This is a genomic window from Nonomuraea sp. NPDC049480, assembly GCF_044465905.1.
Taxonomy (GTDB): Bacteria; Actinomycetota; Actinomycetes; order Streptosporangiales; family Streptosporangiaceae; genus Nonomuraea.
The window spans coordinates 521,728-538,239 of record NZ_JBITMD010000004.1; the positions used below are offsets into that span (position 1 = coordinate 521,728).

The 16,512-nt window shown below is 72.4% G+C and carries 13 protein-coding genes; 7 read left to right on the plus strand and 6 right to left on the minus strand.

Going from position 1 to position 16,512, the window contains the following annotated elements:
• The first annotated feature begins 76 nt into the window (after positions 1-76).
• The 4 genes from ACIBX3_RS15580 (at position 77) to ACIBX3_RS15595 (ending at position 3,746) form a co-directional block, all read left to right on the plus strand.
• Positions 77-958, plus strand: a complete 882-nt coding sequence (locus ACIBX3_RS15580) for an SDR family NAD(P)-dependent oxidoreductase (protein WP_397117236.1) — start codon at positions 77-79, stop codon at positions 956-958.
• 9 nt (positions 959-967) lie between these two features.
• Entirely contained in the window at positions 968-1,702 is a 735-nt protein-coding gene (locus tag ACIBX3_RS15585; RefSeq protein WP_397117238.1) for a maleylpyruvate isomerase family mycothiol-dependent enzyme, read from the plus strand.
• Between the two features lie 74 nt (positions 1,703-1,776).
• Positions 1,777-2,382: a carboxymuconolactone decarboxylase family protein gene (locus ACIBX3_RS15590; protein WP_397117240.1), complete on the plus strand. Its 606-nt coding sequence runs from the start codon at positions 1,777-1,779 to the stop codon at positions 2,380-2,382.
• 122 nt (positions 2,383-2,504) lie between these two features.
• Positions 2,505-3,746: an MFS transporter gene (locus ACIBX3_RS15595; protein ID WP_397117242.1), complete on the plus strand. Its 1,242-nt coding sequence runs from the start codon at positions 2,505-2,507 to the stop codon at positions 3,744-3,746.
• An 87-nt stretch (positions 3,747-3,833) separates the two neighbouring features.
• On the opposite strand, the gene ACIBX3_RS15600 is transcribed toward ACIBX3_RS15595, so the two are convergent.
• From ACIBX3_RS15600 to ACIBX3_RS15615, 4 genes are all read right to left on the minus strand, one after another.
• Positions 3,834-5,366 (minus strand): aldehyde dehydrogenase family protein, encoded by a 1,533-nt coding sequence (locus tag ACIBX3_RS15600; protein WP_397117244.1) that lies wholly within the window; start codon positions 5,364-5,366, stop codon positions 3,834-3,836.
• A 16-nt stretch (positions 5,367-5,382) separates the two neighbouring features.
• Complete coding sequence (locus ACIBX3_RS15605; protein WP_397117246.1) at positions 5,383-6,537, minus strand: NAD(P)/FAD-dependent oxidoreductase; 1,155 nt, start codon at positions 6,535-6,537, stop codon at positions 5,383-5,385.
• A 64-nt stretch (positions 6,538-6,601) separates the two neighbouring features.
• A complete protein-coding gene (locus ACIBX3_RS15610; RefSeq protein WP_397117248.1) occupies positions 6,602-7,549 on the minus strand; it encodes a LysR family transcriptional regulator in 948 nt (315 codons plus the stop codon).
• Positions 7,550-7,557: 8 nt separating this feature from the next.
• Complete coding sequence (locus ACIBX3_RS15615) at positions 7,558-10,362, minus strand: FAD-binding and (Fe-S)-binding domain-containing protein (RefSeq protein ID WP_397117250.1); 2,805 nt, start codon at positions 10,360-10,362, stop codon at positions 7,558-7,560.
• Positions 10,363-10,423: 61 nt separating this feature from the next.
• On the opposite strand from ACIBX3_RS15615, the gene ACIBX3_RS15620 reads away from it, so the two are divergent.
• Together ACIBX3_RS15620 and ACIBX3_RS15625 are read left to right on the plus strand one after the other, a co-directional pair.
• Entirely contained in the window at positions 10,424-11,824 is a 1,401-nt protein-coding gene (locus ACIBX3_RS15620; RefSeq protein WP_397117252.1) for a 2-oxoadipate dioxygenase/decarboxylase family protein, read from the plus strand.
• A gap of 404 nt (positions 11,825-12,228) precedes the next feature.
• Positions 12,229-12,648 carry a CoA-binding protein gene (locus ACIBX3_RS15625; RefSeq protein ID WP_397117254.1) on the plus strand — a complete coding sequence of 140 codons (420 nt, stop codon included), beginning with the start codon at positions 12,229-12,231 and terminating at the stop codon, positions 12,646-12,648.
• Here ACIBX3_RS15625 and ACIBX3_RS15630 read toward each other — a convergent pair.
• Both ACIBX3_RS15630 and ACIBX3_RS15635 read right to left on the minus strand, forming a co-directional pair.
• Complete coding sequence (locus ACIBX3_RS15630) at positions 12,645-14,561, minus strand: FHA domain-containing protein (protein ID WP_397117256.1); 1,917 nt, start codon at positions 14,559-14,561, stop codon at positions 12,645-12,647. The two genes, ACIBX3_RS15625 and ACIBX3_RS15630, sit on opposite strands and share 4 nt — an antisense overlap.
• Before the next feature lie 109 nt (positions 14,562-14,670).
• Positions 14,671-15,579 (minus strand): hypothetical protein, encoded by a 909-nt coding sequence (locus ACIBX3_RS15635; RefSeq protein WP_397117258.1) that lies wholly within the window; start codon positions 15,577-15,579, stop codon positions 14,671-14,673.
• Between the two features lie 179 nt (positions 15,580-15,758).
• Here ACIBX3_RS15635 and ACIBX3_RS15640 point away from each other — a divergent pair, with 179 nt between their 5' ends.
• Positions 15,759-16,505: a GntR family transcriptional regulator gene (locus tag ACIBX3_RS15640; protein ID WP_397117260.1), complete on the plus strand. Its 747-nt coding sequence runs from the start codon at positions 15,759-15,761 to the stop codon at positions 16,503-16,505.
• The last annotated feature ends 7 nt before the right edge of the window (positions 16,506-16,512 follow it).

Consider the following 16,512-nt stretch of genomic DNA (forward strand, 5'->3'; position numbering starts at 1 on the left):
GGGCTGAGCCTTCCTAACCTGAGCCGGGCGGCGTGCGCACGCCGCCGCTCCTCCGTACCGATGGGAAGGATTGCCCATGACCACCACGCCCAAGGTCGCCCTCGTGACCGGCGCGACGCAGGGACTGGGGCTGGCCCTGGTCGAAGGACTGGCGCGGCGGCTCGGTCCGGCGGACACCGTCTACCTCACCGGCCGCGACGCCGGCCGCGTGGCACACGCCGTCGATGCCATGCCCGGCGCCGGCGCCCGGGTGCTCGGCGAGGTTCTCGACGTGGCCGAGCACGAGGCCGCCGCCAAGCTCGCCGACCGGCTACGGGAGCGGCACGGCGGCGTCGACGTCGTGTTCGGCAACGCCGTCATGCGCATCGGGCCCGACGACGACCCCCGCGCGATCATCGAGTCCTATGTCGAGGTGAACAACTTCGGGACCACCCGGCTCATGCGGGCCTTCGCCCCGTTGCTGCGCGACGGCGGGCGGCTCGTCGTGGTCGCCAGCACGCTGGGCACGCTGCACTACCTGGCGCCCGTGCTGCACGACCGCTTCGCCGGCCTGACGTCGCTCGACGAGGTGGACGAGCAGGTGGCGGCGTGGCGCGACGCCGTCAAGGACGGCAGCGCCCGCGCCGGCGCCTGGCCCGGCTTCGTCAACATCCCCTCCAAGATCGCCCTGGTCGCCGCGGTACGCGCCCTCGCCGGGCAGCGGCGGGCCGAGGACGCCCGCCGCGGCATCCTCCTCGCCTCCACCTGCCCCGGGATGATCAACACCCCGACCTCCGCGCTGTGGTGGGACGTCAGCGGTGCCGCCACTCCCGCGCAGGCCGCCGTCCCCCTCCTCGACCTCGCGCTCGGCCCCGTCGACCCGGACCACTACGGCGAGCTCGTCCGCTACGGCCGGGTTCTCCCTTGGAGTCCCCTTTCTCCGGAACATCTCATGCCTGAACCGAACATAATTCTGTAGAATGGGGTGATGACGGACGTCTTCGATGATCTGGCCGCGGAGTATCACCAGCTCGACGCGGTTCTGGAGTCCCTGACCCCCGATCAGTGGTCCCAGCCCTCCGCCGCGGAAGGATGGACGGTCTCCGACGTCGTCCTGCACCTCGCCCAGACCGAAGAGGCGGTCACCGGTCCCGCGATCACGGAGGCGCGGGCCTTCCTGCCGGACGGCGAGACCACCGTGGACGGCATGGCGGAGGACATGGTCGCCGCCGAGCGCGGGATGACCCCGGCCGACCTGCTGGCGCGCTGGCGCAAGGCCGCCTTCGCCACTCCGGGCGCGCTGCGCGCCCACCCGCCGGGCACGCGCCTGTCCTGGGTACGGACCCCGCTGTCCCCGCGTACGCTCGCCACCACCAGGATCGCCGAACACTGGGCCCATGCCCTGGACATCACCGTCCCGCTGGGCATTCCGTACCCGGACACAGCCCGGCTGCGGCACGTGGCCTGGCTGGCCCACCGCACCCTGCCCTACGCCCTCGCCGTCGCCGGGCTCCCGGACGCCCCGGTGTTCTGCGACCTCACCGCGCCGGACGGAAGCCGCTGGACCTTCGGCGACCCGGACGCCCCCAACCAGATCACCGGCCTGGCCTCGGAGTTCTGCCGGGTCGGCGCCCGGCGGCTCACGCCCGAGCAGACCGGTCTCGTCGCCGAGGGGCCGCAGGCCGCCGACGCCCTCCGCCTCGTCCGCAACTACGCCGCCTGATGACGTGCGGCCGACCGGCGCAGGCTGCACGGCTCGGGCCTTTCCGCCGTACCCCGCCGTGAGGTAAGGAGGAGGTGATCCACGACCCCACGCTCCTCGGGAGGAAACCGATGCCGCACATCGAGCTGGGCAACGACGCGCCGGGCATCGTCGGGCTGCTGCAATACCGTCCCGAGACGGGCAGGGTGCTGAACGAGCTGGCCGAGGTCCTGCTGCGCGGCGACAACACCCTGTCGCGGGGCGAGCGCGAGCTCATCGCCTCCTACGTCTCCACGCTCAACGGGTGCCGCTTCTGCGCGATGTCGCACGGGGCGTTCGCCGCCGCCCAGCTCCCCGGAGGCGAACCGGTCGTGGCCCACGCCTGCTCGGCTCCCGGCACCGCCCCCATCTCCGACAAGCTGCGGGCCCTGCTCGGCATCGCGGCGGCCGTACAGCGGGGCGGCACAGCCGTCACCCCCGAGGACGTCGCGGCGGCCAGGAAGGCCGGGGCCACCGACGCCGAGATCCACGACACGGTGCTGATCGCCGCCGCGTTCTGCATGTACAACCGCTACGTGGACGGCCTGTCCACCGTCGCGCCCGACGACCCCGGCCTCTACGCCCGCCGCGCCTCTCACATCGTCGCCCACGGCTATCTCCGGACCTCTGACGACCCGCGCCCCGGATCGGGCAGCGGCTGACGTGGTCAGGCCGTCCCGCGCCCGCTTGACGGACAGCAGAGCGGCCGGTAACGTCCCCCACCCCTAGCGACGCCTTCGGAGCTGCGGGTGGGGCTCACCCACCGGCTCTCTGGAGACTCCTCATGTCCAGCGGCTCGCCGTTCCGGCGGCGCGACTTCCTGCTCCTCCTTCTCGGGCAGACCACCAGCCAGCTCGGCGCACAGGTCAGCGGTGTCGCGATCCCGCTGCTCGCCGTCGTCACCCTCGGCGCCTCGCCGCTGCAGCTCGGGCTCGTCACGGCGGCGGGGACGATCGCCTTCGCGCTGATCGGCCTGCCGGCCGGCGCGTGGATCGACCGGTGGCGGCGCAGGCCCGTCCTCGTCGCCAGTGACCTGGCCCGCGCCGTGCTCCTGGCCACGATCCCCCTCGCCGCCCTCTTCGGCCGGCTCACCATCGCGCAGCTGGTGATCGTGTCACTGCTGGCCGGCGTCGCCAGGGTCTTCTTCGACGTCGGCTACCAGAGCTACCTTCCGTCGGTCGTCGGCCGGGGCGACCTGCTCGCCGGCAACTCGGCCATGGAGACCGTCCGCGCCTGCGGCCAGGTGGCCGGGCCGGGGGCCGGAGGCTGGGCGGTCACCCTGCTGGGCGCCGCGAACGTCGTCCTGGTCCAGGCCGTCACGTTCGCCGTCTCCGCCGCGTCCCTGCTGGCGATCCGGACCCGCGAGCCGGCCCCGTCCCCGCGGCCGGCCCGGCTCGGGGCCGCGATCGGGGAGGGCCTGGCGTTCGTGGCCCGGACCAGGCTCCTGCGCGCCACCGCGATCAGCAGCGCGGCCGGCAACTTCTCCTTCGCGATCGCCTCGGCGGTCAGCTTCGTCTTCATGGTCCGCACGCTCGGCCTGTCGCCCGCCGCCATCGGGCTCGTCCTCACCGCCGGCTCGGTGGCCGCGGCGACCGGCGCGGCCCTCACCACCCGCCTCGCCCGGCGCGCCGGCTCGGCACGGATCATCTGGCTGTCCCTGGCCGTGACCGGCCCGATCGCGATGCTCGCGCCCCTCGCCCAGCCCGGCTGGGCGATCGTCCTCCTGGCGCTCGGCACGGCCGCCGGCGAGCTGGGGCAGATCGTGTACGCCGTCACCAACGTCAGCCTGCGCCAGCGCCTGTGCCCCGAACGCATGCTGGGCAGGGTCAACGCCACCATGCGCTTCCTGATGATGGGCCTGTTCCCGCTGGGCGCCCTGCTGGGCGGGGTTCTCGGGGAGACGATCGGGGAGCGGCCGACGCTCTGGCTGGCCGGCGCGATCATCGCCCTGTCACCGGTGCCGGTCTGGTCGGCGCTGCGCGGCGCCCGCGACGTCGAGGACGTGCCGGTCTGGAACGGGTCCTGAGCACCTGCCCATGACGCGCGGGAACCGGCCCGCGACGAGCCGCCCGGCCCCGCGACACGCATCGGACGCGGGGACGCGGGGCGGCTGTCAGACGGTGAACTCGACTCCCTGGGCGAGTGGCAGCTCGCCGGAGTAGTTGATCGTGTTCGTGGCCCGGCGCATGTAGCCGCGCCAGGCGTCCGAGCCCGACTCGCGGCCGCCTCCGGTCTCCTTCTCGCCGCCGAACGCCCCGCCGATCTCGGCCCCGGAGGTGCCGATGTTGACGTTGACGATGCCGCAGTCGGAGCCCTCGGCCGACACGAACAGCTCGGCCTCGGCCTGGTCGCGGGTGAAGATGCTGGACGACAGCCCCTGGGGCACCGCGTTGTTGAGCGCGATGGCCTCCTCCAGGGAGTCGTACGGCATGACGTACAGGATGGGCGCGAACGTCTCCCGGGCCACGATCGCGGTCTGCGCCGGCATCCGCACCAGCGCAGGCTCGGCGTAGTAGGCGTCCGGCGCCTGGTCGGCGAGTCGGCGCCCGCCGCCGGCCACCAGCGTGCCGCCCTGCTCCACGGCGGCGTCCAGCGCGTCCCGCATGGCCGCGTGCGCGCGTTCGTTGATCAGCGGTCCGACCAGGGTGCCGGACGTGAGCGGGTTGCCGATGGGCAGCCGCGCGTAGGCGCCGGCGAGGCGCTCGACGAGCGCGTCAGCGACGCCGGTGTGGGCGATGACGCGGCGCATGGTGGTGCACCGCTGGCCCGCCGTGCCCGCCGCCGAGAACACGATGCCGCGCACGGCCAGGTCCAGGTCCGCCGACGGGCACACCACGGCCGCGTTGTTCCCGCCCAGCTCCAGCAGCGACCGCCCGAATCTGGCGGCCACACGCGGCCCCACCGCGCGGCCCATGCGGGTCGAGCCGGTGGCGCTGACCAGGTCGATCCCCGGGTGGTCGACGAGCGCCTCGCCGAGGCCGGGACCGCCGACAAGGACCTGGCTCAGGTGGGCGGGCGCGCCCTGCTCGGCCGCGGCCCGGTCCAGCAGCGCCGCGCAGGCCAGGGCGGTCAGCGGCGCCTGCTCCGACGGCTTCCAGACGACCGGGTCGCCGCACACCAGGGCGATGGCCGTGTTCCACGACCAGACCGCCGCGGGGAAGTTGAACGCGCTGATCACGCCGACGACCCCGAGCGGGTGCCAGGTCTCCATGAGCCGGTGGCCGGGCCGTTCGGAGCTGATCGTGCGCCCGTACAGCTGGCGGGACAGGCCCACCGCGTAGTCGCAGATGTCGATCATCTCCTGGACCTCGCCCAGCGCCTCGGAGGTGATCTTCCCGACCTCCAGGCTGATCAGTGTGGCGAGGTCCGGCTTGTGCTCGGTCAGCAGCTCGCCGAGCCGCTTGACCAGCGCGCCCCGGACGGGTGCGGGGACGGCGCGCCAGGCCAGGAACGCCTCGCGGGCCCGCGCCACGGCGGCGTCCACGGCCTCCGCCTCCGCCCAGTCCACGGTGGCCAGCGGCGCGCCGTTGATCGGCGAGGTCGTCGTGACCCCGCCGCCCAGCGCGTCCACGTCCACACCGCAGCGCTTGGCCGTCTCGCGCGCCATCGCGGCCAGCTCGCCGGCGCCGGGCAGCGTGGTCACCATCAAAGATCTCCCTCGGTCAGACGATGTTGAGCTCGGGCCTGGCCCCGGACAGGGCGAAGCGGCCCGCGTCGAAGCCGGAGACGTCCACGAACGGCGTCCGGCCCAGGTAAAGGTCGCGTACCACCTCGCCGACGGCCGGGCACATCAGGAAGCCGTGGCCGGAGAAGCCGGTGGCGTAGATGAACCCGTCGACGTCCGGGGCGGTCCCGATGAGCGCGTTGTGGTCCGGCGTCACCTCGTACAGGCCGGCCCAGCCGGTGGCGATGCCGGTCTCCATCAGCGCCGGGGCGCGGCGGGCCATGGCCTCGCCCAGCCTCGGCAGCCAGGCGTCGGACCGGTCCAGCTTGAACCCCGGGGTCTCCTCGGGGTCGGACATGCCCAGCAGCAGCCCGGGACCCTCGCGGTGGAAGTAGAACGTGGTGCCGAAGTCGATGGTGAACGCCATCGGCGGCAGGTCGGGAACCGGCTCGGTGACCAGGATCTGCCTGCGCAGCGGGGTCACCGGCAGATCCACGCCCACCCACTCGCCGACGGCCTGCGACCAGGCCCCGGCCGCGCAGATCACGGTGTCGGTCTCGATGCGGCCGCCCTCGGTCCGGACCGCGACGATGTGGCCGTCCGCCGTCTCGATGCCGGTCGCGGCGCAGCCGGGCAGCAGCCGCGCGCCCAGCCTCCGGGCCGCGCCCGCGTAGCCGAGCACCACGGACTCGGGCGTGCAGTGGCCGTCGGTGGGGGAGTAGGCGGCGGCGAGCAGCGCGTCGGCGTCGATCAGCGGCGACAACTCCATGGCCTCCGGCACGGAGACCATCCGGCTGGGCACGCCGAGGTCGTTCTGGAGCGCGACGTTCTTCTCGAACTCGGCGACCGATTCCGGTGAGTCGAGCAGGAACAGGTAGCCCGGCTTGTGCAGGTCGATCTCCTGCCCGAAGCGCTCGGGGAAGGTCTCGAACGTCTCCAGGCTGCGTACGGCGAGCTCGATGTTCACCCGGTCGGAGAACTGCGCGCGCACGCCCCCGGCCGCCTTCGAGGTCGAGCCGGACCCGAGCGGCCCCTTGTCGATCAGGACCACGTCGCGCACCCCGGCCGCGGCCAGTGCGTACGCCGAGCTGACGCCCATGGCGCCGCCCCCGATGATGACCACGGAGGCATGCTTGGGCAGCACACGTCCCATTGATCGTTCCTTTCGCCGGCTACCGCATCCAGGATCGCGGATCGGACATAGTTGGAGGAAGCGGTCAAGCACCGCTATCTGTCGGCATGCCCCAAGAAGTTCTTACGCTGGGAAGATCCTCGCCCAGCCGCGCCGCGGCCTGGCACAGGGACCACACCGCGCCGGTCACCGCCGGATTCGTGCTCCGGTGCACGGCCGCGATCCGCCTGCGGGCCGCGATGGCATCCAGCCGGACCGCGACCACGCCCTCGCCCGGCGCGTACGCGAGCGCCGGGACCAGCGCGACGCCCAGGCCGGAGCGTACGAGGCCGGCGATGACGGCGTAGTCGTTGCTGCGGTAGTCGACCCGCGGCTCGTAGCCCGCCAGCGCGCACAGGCGGCGCAGGCAGGAAGCGCCGGCGGTGCCCTGCCGGGTGGCCACCCACGTCTCCTGCTTGAGGTCGTCGAGCGCGGCCGTCTCGGCGGCGGCCAGTGAATGCCGCTCGGGCAGCAGGAGCAGCAGCTCCTCCTCCAGCAGCCGGATCTCCTGCAGGTCCCGCGGCCAGGCCCGGGGCACCAGGTCGTAGCGGTAGACCAGCGCCACGTCGAGCTCTCCGGCCCGGACCAGCGGAATCAGCTCGTCGGGCTCGCCCTCGTCGAGGACGGTCTCCACCGCCGGGTGCGTGCAGGCGTACGAGGCCAGGGCGATCGGCAGGAGCCGCTGGCTCGCCGTGGGGAAGCTGCCCAGCCTGAGCCGGCCGATCGTGCCCTCGGACATGCCGCGGACGTCCTCCTCCAGCGCGTCCAGCGCGGCCAGCACGTCATAGGCCCGCGACACGAGATAACGGGCCGCCGGGGTCGGCGTGATGGTCTGGGCCCCGCGCTCGAACAGCGGCAGCTTGACCGCCCGCTCCAGCGCCGCGACCTGCTGCGAGACCGCGGACCCCGTGTAGCCGAGCCGCCGGGCCGCGGCGGCGAACGAGCCCGCGTTCAGCACGGCGGTCAGCGTCCGCAGATGGAGCGGATTGAGCATGGCAGACCTCACGGGAGTCGCTCGGCGAGCAGTTGGGCCAGGTGGACGCCCTGCCGGGGTGACAGGTCGGCGATCTGCGTACGGCAGGAGAAGCCGTCGGCCAGGACGGCGGTCTCCGGCGTCGCCTGCCGGAGCGCCGGAAGCAACTGCTGCCCTGCCACCGCCACGGACACCTCGTAGTGCCCCTTCTCCACGCCGAAGTTGCCGGCCAGCCCGCAACACCCGCCCAGTCTCCGCACCTCCGCACCGGCCTCGCGCAGCAGCCGGGCGTCCTGGTCCCAACCCATGATGGCATGGTGGTGGCAGTGCGGCTGCGCCACCACCGGCGCCCCGTCCAGCGCGGGCGGCCGCCAGCCGGGCGTCTCGGACAGGAGCTCGGCCAGGGTCCGGGTCATGCGCGCCACCGGCCCGGCCGTCGCCTCGTCCAGCAGCTCCCGGGCGTCCGAGCGCAGGACCGCTGTGCACGACGGCTCCATCCCCACGATCGGCACGCCCGCCTCGGCGGCCTCGGCCAGCTCCGCGACCGTACGGCCGAGGATCTTCCCGGCCGCGTCGAGCTGGCCGGTGGAGATCCAGGTGAGCGCGCAGCACTGGGGGCGCTCACTGATCCGCGGCCGGTAGCCGGCCGCCTCCAGCACGGCCACGGTGGCCCGGCCCACCTCGGGCGCGAAATGGTCGGTGAACGTGTCGACGAACAGCAGGACCGGCTCGCCCGACGCCGGACGGCGGCTCCGCGTGAACCAGGCGCGGAACGTCTCGGCCGCGAACGCGGGCAGCGTGCGCCGAGGGTCCACCCCGGCCAGCGCCAGCGCCGGCCGCCGCAGCGCGGGAACCCGCAGGAGCGCGTTGACGGCCCGCGGCATCCGGCCGGCCAGCCTCGCCCATCGCGGCAGCCGGCCGAGCGAGTAGTGCGCGGCCGGGCGCGGCCGCCCCTTGTAGCTCTGGTAGAGCACCTCGGACTTGTACGACGCCATGTCGATCCCGGTCGGGCAGTCCGACGCGCACCCCTTGCACGACAGGCACAGGTCGAGGGCCTCGTGCACCTCGGGCGAGCGCCAGCCGCCGGAGACGGCGGAGCCGTTGAGCATCTCCTGCAGCGCCCGTGCGCGGCCCCGGGTGGAGTCCTTCTCCTCCTTGGTGGCCAGGTAGGACGGGCACATCACGCCGCCGGTCGCGGTGTTGTCCGCACGGCACTTGCCCACCCCGGTGCAGCGGTGCACGGCCTGCGCGAAGTCGCCGCCGTCGGCGTGGTAGGCCAGAGCCAGGCCGCCCACCGGGCGGGCGGCCGGAACCCGCAGGTCGGCGTCGACGGGACGAGGCCGGACCAGGACGCCGGGGTTGAGCACGTCGCCCGGGTCGAAAACCGCCTTGACCCGGGCGAACAGGTCGAGCGCAGCCGCGGAGTACATGAGCGGCAGCAGCTCGCTGCGGGCCCGGCCGTCGCCGTGCTCGCCGGACAGCGAGCCGCCGTACCCGGCGACCAGCGTGGCCGCGGCCACCAGGAAGTCACGGAACACCTTGCGCCCGCCCGGCCGCTCCAGCGGCACGTCGAGCCGGATGTGCAGGCAGCCGTCGCCGAAATGCCCGTAGGGGAAGCCGGTCAGCCGGTGCTCGGCCAGCAGTGACTCGAAGTCGCGCAGGTAGCGCCCCAGCATCGCGGGCGGCACGGCGGCGTCCTCCCAGCCGGCGTGCGCGGGCAGCCCGGCGGGACTGCGTCCGGACAGGCCCGCGCCGTCCTCCCTGATCCGCCAGAGCGCCGCGGCCTTGGCCCGATCGGTGACGACGAGCGCGTCCTCGCCGCCGGCCGCCACCCGCGCGGCCCGGTCCAGGACCTCGGCCTCGTCGTCCCCCGCGACCTCGACGAACAGCCAGGCGGCGCCGCGCGGCAGCTCCGGCACCGTGTGCGCGCCCCGCCTGCGCCGCACCACGTCGACGATGCGCGCGTCGATGCCCTCGCAGGCCGTGGGCCGATGCTCCAGCACGGCGGGCGCGGCGTCCCCGGCGGCGGCGATGTCGCCGTAGCCGAGCACCACCAGGGCCCGGTACGCAGGGTCGCGCACCAGCCGCACCGTCGCCTCGGTCAGCACGGCCAGCGTGCCCTCGCTGCCGACCAGCAGGCGGGCGACGTCGAACCCGTTCTCGGGCAGCAGGTGCTCCAGCGCGTATCCGGACATTTGCCGGCCGAACCGGCCGAACTCCGTCCTGATCGTGGCCAGGTTCGCCATCACGAGATCACGCAGGGCGGCGGGGGAGCCCGATGCCGCGACCCCGCCCCCCGCCGGGAGGTCCAGGGGCGTTCCGTCGCCTGCCACGGCCTTCAGCCCGGCGATGTTGTCGGAGGTGCGGCCGTAGCCGAGCGTCCTGGAGCCGCACGAGTTGTTGCCGATCATCCCGCCGATCGTGCAGCGCGTGTAGGTGGACGGATCGGGGCCGAACCTCAGCTCGTACGGCGCCGCCGCCCGCTGCAGGGCCGCCTGGACGACGCCCGGCTGGACCACCGCCGTGCGGGCCTCGGCGTCGACGTGCAGCACCCGGTTCATGTGCCGGCTGAAGTCCAGCAGGAGCCCGGGGCCGACCGCGTTCCCGGCGACCGACGTGCCGGCGCCGCGGGCGGTCAGGGGGACCTCGTGGCGCGCGCACAGCTCGATCGCGGCGGCCACGTCCTCGGCCGACCGCGGCCGGGCGATCAGCAGCGGCAGCACGCGGTAGAGCGAGGCGTCGGAGGAATGGATCGATCGGGACGTCGAGTCTGTCAGCACGTCGGTGAGTCCACGCCGGCGGAGGTCGGTCGCGAGGGAGGCTGCCGGATCCATGCGTAGCATGCTACATGCGACCTATGTAGCATGCTACGCACCCGAGGAGAGGGAGAGCACCATGGTCGGCGCGACCGCACTCCGGGCGGCCTTCGCCCGGCGCCTGTCGGCGATGTACGGCACCGAGGTCCCCGCGTACAACACTCTCGTAGACGTCGCCCAGGAGGTGAACCGCGAGGTGATGGCGCGGATGGGCGCCGGCGCAGAGCGGCTCGGCTCCATCGGCCGCGTCACCGCCGAGCGGCACGGCGCGATCCGCGTGGGCACCCCGGCCGAGATGGCGCAGGTCGCCCGGATCTTCGGCGCGATGGGCATGTACCCCGTGGGCTACTACGACCTGAGGGAGGCGGCCGGCAGTTCCGTGCCGGTCGTCTCGACGGCGTTCCGCCCCGTGGACGAGGCCGAGCTGGCCGCCAACCCCTTCCGCGTGTTCACCTCCATGCTGGTGACGGCTGACCGGCGGTTCTTCGGCGAGGACCTGGAACGCAGGCTCGGCGAGTTCCTCGGGGCCCGCCGGCTGTTCCCGCCCCGGCTGCTCGGCCTGGCCGACCGCGCCGAGTCCGAAGGCGGCCTGGAGGAGGAGACGGCCGAGGAGTTCCTCACCCTCGCCACGCGGGCGTTCGAGTTGTCCAGGGAGCCGGTGTCGCGCAGCTGGTACGCCGAGCTGGAGCGGATCTCCGCGGTGGCCGCCGACATCGGCGGCGTGCCGAGCACGCACGTCAACCACCTGACCCCGCGCGTGCTCGACATCGACGCCCTCTACGCCCGCATGAGTGAGCGCGGCATCACGATGATCGACGCCATCCAGGGACCGCCCTGCTGGGACGGCCCCGACCTGCTGCTGCGCCAGACCTCCTTCCGCGCGCTGGCCGAGCCGCGGCTGTTCAGAGAGGACGACGGCAGCGTCGTACAGGACGACCTGCGGGTGCGCTTCGGCGAAGTGGAGGCCCGGGGGATCGCGGTGACGCCCGCCGGGCGCGCGCTCTACGACGACCTGGCCGCGGAGCTGGACAAGGCGCTCGCCGGGCAGCCGGTCACCGCCGGAGAACGCAACGCCGTCGCCGCGGAGTTGTGGGAGGGCCGGGTGCCGCGTACCGAGGCCGAGCTGATCGCCTCCGACCTCGCCTACTTCACCTTCCACGTCCGCGATCCGCGTCCCGGCACCGCACCGCCCGCCGACCTCGCCACCCTCCTGGCGGAGGGCTGGGTGGCCGCCCGGCCCATCGTGTACGAGGACTTCCTGCCGCGCTCGGCCGCCGGGATCTTTCAGTCCAACCTGACCTCCGACGGTTCCAAGGACGTGACCAGGGCCGGCGCGGACTTCGGCGCCGACGCGCTGGCCGCGGTGCTCGGGCGGCCGCTGCACGACCCGTACGAGCTGTACGCGTCGATCAGGGCGGCGTCGCTGGCACGCGTGCGCGAGGACCTCGGCCTTGACCGGGAGATCGCCCTTCCGGCCTGACACGGCCCGGCAAGACCATCGGCCGGCAGAGCACGCACGAACCTTCTCGGAGGAGCCGGCATCCAACAGGCCGTGGGAAGGCCGGGCTCTCGGCGCTCCGTTCGACGTGGCCGCGCGGCGGCAGGTCGGGCCGGTCGCGCGGGGCAGCCTCAGCGGACGGGAACCTGGGGCTCACCGCGCTGACGTTCTCGGCCGACGGCTCGGCCCTGCTGATCCTCGACGGCACCGGCGGGGTACGCGAGCAGCCCGTGGCGCCCGAGAAGGTCGCGGCGGCCGTGTGCGCGCGGGCCCGGGCGATCCTTGGGTACGGCCGAATGGGAGCATTACCTTCCCGGGGTGCCGTACCGGAGAATTTGCCCCGCCCTTTGAGGAAGCTTTCCCTGGGCGGCCGCGTTGGTCCCACCATGGGAAGTCGTTTCGCGGACGTGAACGTCATCAGGCGCCTGCTCACCGAGGCGCAGACGTGGGCATTCGTGGGTCTCAAGGACAATCCTGGCCGTACGGCCTACGACCAGGCGGCGCTGCTCCAGTCGCGGGGCAGGAAGATCGTCCCCGTCCACCCTGACGCCGAGACCGTCCTGGGCGAGCCGGGATACCCGTCCCTCGCCGACGTGCCGGTCAAGGTGGACGTGGTGGCCGTGTACCGGCGTGCCGAGTTCGCGGGACAGGCGGTGGACGAGGCGATCGCGGCAGGCGCTGGGGCGGTGTGGCTGCCTCTCGGGGTGATCGACGAGGCCGCCGCCCAGCGTGCCCTGGACGCCGGCCTCGACGTCGTCATGGATCGGTGCCCGGGGGTCGAATGGGCGCTGCGCCGGGCCGCCTAGGAAACGCCGCGCCGGATGACCTTCGTCAATTGATGCCGTTCTTCGGCGACCGGCGTTTTCGACACCAGCACGTCGGGTGAATCCTGCCGGTAGAAGATGTCGACGTCGACTTCTTCGCCGCCCATGATCAGCGTGTCCCAGGCCCCGCTCATCAGCAGGGTGTGCAGGGTCTCGCTGTTCAGTTTCCGCAGGTGGCCGGCGAGTGTGGCGTCGTCGGGCAGGCCCGGGATACGCGGGGCCAGGCGGTCGCGGATCTGCCGGAGCCGGTCCATGAGCGCCTCGATGTCCGCGTCCCTGTGCGACTGCGCGCTCCCGTCCTCGATGCTCTCGGCGATCTGGTCCTTGATCGCGCGCGTGACCCCGTGCTCGTCGGTGCTCACCATCGCCTTCCAGGCCCGGCTCTTGTGCCGGTACTGGAGCATCGACATCGCCGCCTCGTGGCGGATGAAGTCGGCGTCGCGGAACGGCCTGCCGCGCCAGCTCTGGGCGAGCGACCGGGCCAGCGAGATGGCCGACGCCAGCCCGCTGTTGAGCCCGCGTCCCGGCCAGAAGTGGATCGCGTTGGCGGCGTCGCCGAGCAGGAAGCCGTACGTGCCAGGCGTGGCCGACGTGCGCGGGTAGAGCTGGGCGGTGAACCTCGGCCGCTGGACCATGTCCAGCTGGAACGCGGTGACGGCGCTCAGGTCCTCCTCCGCCACGCCGAAAAGCTTCAGCCCCTCCTTCACCCGGCCCCACAGCGGGGAGCCCTTGACCAGCGCGGGCAGGAACAACGTCCCGTGGGTCGAGCAGTGGAACTCGCCGTGCTCGGTCCTGCTCATCAGGCACGGGCTGGAGGCGACGCACTGCTCGAACACGTGCCGGACCGGGTCGATGCCGATGACCTCCTTGGCCTCGGCGTCGGTGAGGCGCATGTTCAGGAAGCCCTCGCCGCGCAGGGCGTTCAGCAGGAACCGGTTCTGGGCCACGGTCAGCAGGACCGTCATGGGATCCGGCAGGGCGGACTTCACCCGCAGGCCCAGCACGACGTCCTGCAGGTGCTCGCCGTCCAGCGAGTAGATGCTCGTGTCGGCGTTGCCGAACTTGCCGGCGAAGTGCTCGCGCGTACGGGAGCGCCCTCCCTCGCAGATGGCGAGCACGTGGTCCCGGGTCACGGCCTCCTGGTGCTCCGACGGGGAGAACCTGGCCGGGACGAGCCGGATGCGGCCGGGCCGCTCGTTCGCCATCTCGAGCAGCGTGTCCTCGACGGAGGCGATGCGGATGTTGCGCGGGCCCTGGCCGCGGATCGAGTCGGGGCCGGTGGGCCACATCTCGGTGTACGAGCCCGGGCTGAACAGGCGCGCCTGCACCTTCTCAGGGAGGTTGAGGTACTGGCGGCTCTGGATCGTCACGACCTGCCGGCGCCGGACATTGCCTTGGTCCTGGCCCTTCCAGACGACCTTGTCCCCGTCCCGCATCCAGCGGCCGTCGTAGAGCGTGATGGCCACCCGCTCGCCCATGAGGTGGTCGAGGAGCAGGGCGAAACCCAGCCCGACCGGGCCGCCGCCGCTGATCGTGACCCGCAGGACCTGCCCGGGGTCGATGAGACGCTTGCGGATCGTGGCGTCCATGATCGTCTCGGCGTCGTCGGAAGCCTCGAAGCGGAAGATCTCATCGCCGATCGCGATCAGGTCACCGGGTTGCAGAACGTGCGAGGTGACGCCGTTCCCGTTGACCCGGGTTCCATTTCGGCTCCCCAGATCGTGCAGAACATATCGGTCGCCCTCGTAGCGGATTTCGGCGTGCGAGCGCGAAGCCCTTCCGCTGGAGATCACTACGCTGCTTTCGCGCCTGCGGCCGAAAGTGATCGGCGTTTCACCGATCGTGAACCGTTCTCCTGACAGCGGGCCCTCGCGCCCGACGATCACCGGCGGCATAGGCACTCCCATTTCCCAGCCATGGACATTGTCGCCATATCGTGGGCCAGGCCGGCCGGGAATACCGCTGAAAATTACTCAGTGCCGCGGGATCCGCCGTCGCACCGGATTACTTGAGCGACAGCCTGCGCCCCTTGAACATCGGGTGCCTGGTCTCCCAGTAGCGCCAGCCCTCCACCCTGGCGGGCACGTTGGCTATGCCGGAGGTGATCTCCACGTGCCGGCAGGTGCGCAGCACCGACCACGCCGACCAGCCGATGCGGTAGCCGAAGACGCGGTACCACATGTTGCCGTACATTCCCTTGCTGATCTCCTGCGTGTATTCGTGCCCGACGAAGACCTTGTGCCGCTGTTCGAGTTGCGGCAGCCCCATCCTGCGCAGGACGCGCACCACTTCCTTGGTGGTGAACCCGGTTTCGCTCTTGTTGGCGCTGTCGGTCTCGCTCTTGCTGGCGCTGTCGGTTTCACTCTCGGCGGCGGCGGCGGTTTCACTCTCGGCGGTGGTCTTGGTCGCCCTCTCGGTCTCGGTTGCCATATCGGCGGGAATCTCGACCGTCCTCTCCTTGGTGATCTCCTTTCCCTTCTCGGCGGTGGTCTCGGCTCCCCTCTCGGTGGTGGTCTCGGTTCCCTTCTCGGCGGTGGTCTGGGTTCCCTTCTCGGTGGTGGTCTGGGTCCCCCTCTCGTCTCTGACGATCTTTTGCTTCTCGTTCTCCGTCAGGAGGTACGCCTTGACCTCGTGCTCCCGCTCGACCCTCACCTTCATGGAGCCGCCGGGGCCGTCGATGAAGCGGGTGCGGGGCACGAAGAAATTCCGCGGCGAAAGGTACTTCCGCTTGAAGAAGATGCGCGGCCCGCACCATTTGTCGTCGTCGTCCTTATGATCCGCCCGCACGGCCGGGGTCGAGGCCGCGACCAGCACGAGCGCCAGCGAGCCGCTGACGGCCGCCCGCAGCGCGTGACGTTTCCTCGGGCGGGCGGGAGCAGTCGTGGATTCTGAACGCGTAATGGGCGTGAACACGTACGGGTTCCTTTCAGAATACGAAGCTCCGACAGACCCAGCTCGATGTTTACAGTTGCGGTGAATCCCGCCACAACGCCACACCGAAGGCTAATTTCCGGTACCGGGAAAGAAGCGGTGAAGAATCTCCCATCCGGCTCGCATGATCCCGGCCGCTTCCGTACGGGTAACATGCCACCATGCCCCCGACCCGCGCCCACGCCGAGTTGAAGCTGCAGCCGCTGCCGCACGCGGGGCGGTCGCTGGCCGAGCAGGTGATCTCCGAGGTGCGCCGGGCGGTGCACACCGGCGCGATGGTCCCCGGCCGGCTCTACTCCGTCTACCAGGTGGCCGAGCAGCTCAACGTCTCCAGGAGCCCGGTGCGCGAGGCCATGCTGCGGCTCGCGGAGGCCGGGCTGGTGCAGGTCGAGCGCAACCGGGGCTTCCGCGTCGTGCTGCCGCACCCGCGGGAGATCGTCGAGATCTTCGGGGTGCGGCTGGCCCTCGAACTCCCTGCGGTACGACGGGCCGCCGGCAGCGATTCCGCGCCCCTGCGGGCGACGATGGCGGAGATGGCGGCGGCGGTCGGCGCGGGCGACGAGATCCTGTTCTTCCAGCTGGACCAGGCCTTGCACGACCACATCCTGGCCGCGGCAGGCAACGGACGGGCCCGCGCGATGGTCGGTGGCCTGCGCGACACCATGCGCATCCTCGGCACTTCCACCGACGACCGGTCGCGGACGCTGCGGCAGGTGCACGAGGAGCACGAGCCCATCGTGGCGGCCGTCGCGGCGGGGGACGCCGAGGCCGCGGCGCGCGCGATGCGGGCCCACCTGACCAACACCGGCCTCATCCTGGCCAGGCAGGCGGCGCGGGCGCAGGGCGAGCCGGTCGACGTGGACGCGTTGTGGGCGGCCATCGTCGACGAGCCCCAGGGGCGGCGGTGATCGACGC